Here is a 448-nt window from a genome sequence, read left to right as displayed (position 1 = left end):
CGTGTCGCCGGGACGCGGTGGGCGATCGAGGAAGCCTTCCAAGCGGCAAAGAACGAGTGCGGCCTGGACCAGTACGAGGTACGCCGGTATCCGGGCTGGTACCGGCACATCACCCTGGCCATGCTCGCCCATGCCTTCCTCGCCGCCATGGCCGCCGCGGCAGCGCAAAAGGGGGCAGCAGAAACGGTTCCGGCGCGCTGGTCCCGCTCACCGTGGCAGAAATACGGCGGCTCCTGGCAGCTGGCCGCCCCGCAATGACGCGCCGTCGGCGCATCGACCACATACTGCACTGGTCCCGCTGGCGGCGCCGACACCAAGGAGTAGCCCGCCGCTGCCACTACCGCCGCCGTACCCGAGGTCACGAACTCACCCAACCTGACAACACGTCAGCCGAGCACACTCAGATACATGCTCCTGACCAGCAGGAATAGCGAACTGCGACTGGAGT

Annotated in this window: 1 pseudogene; it reads left to right on the top strand. The window is 67.0% G+C overall.

From position 1 onward, the window contains the following. A pseudogene (locus WA762_RS35525) lies at positions 1-258 on the top strand (IS701 family transposase); the annotation flags it as partial. Between the last annotated feature and the right edge of the window lie 190 nt (positions 259-448).

The organism is Streptomyces tyrfis (genome assembly GCF_037034285.1).
GTDB lineage: Bacteria > Actinomycetota > Actinomycetes > Streptomycetales > Streptomycetaceae > Streptomyces.
This window is presented reverse-complemented; position numbering and strand designations above follow the sequence as displayed.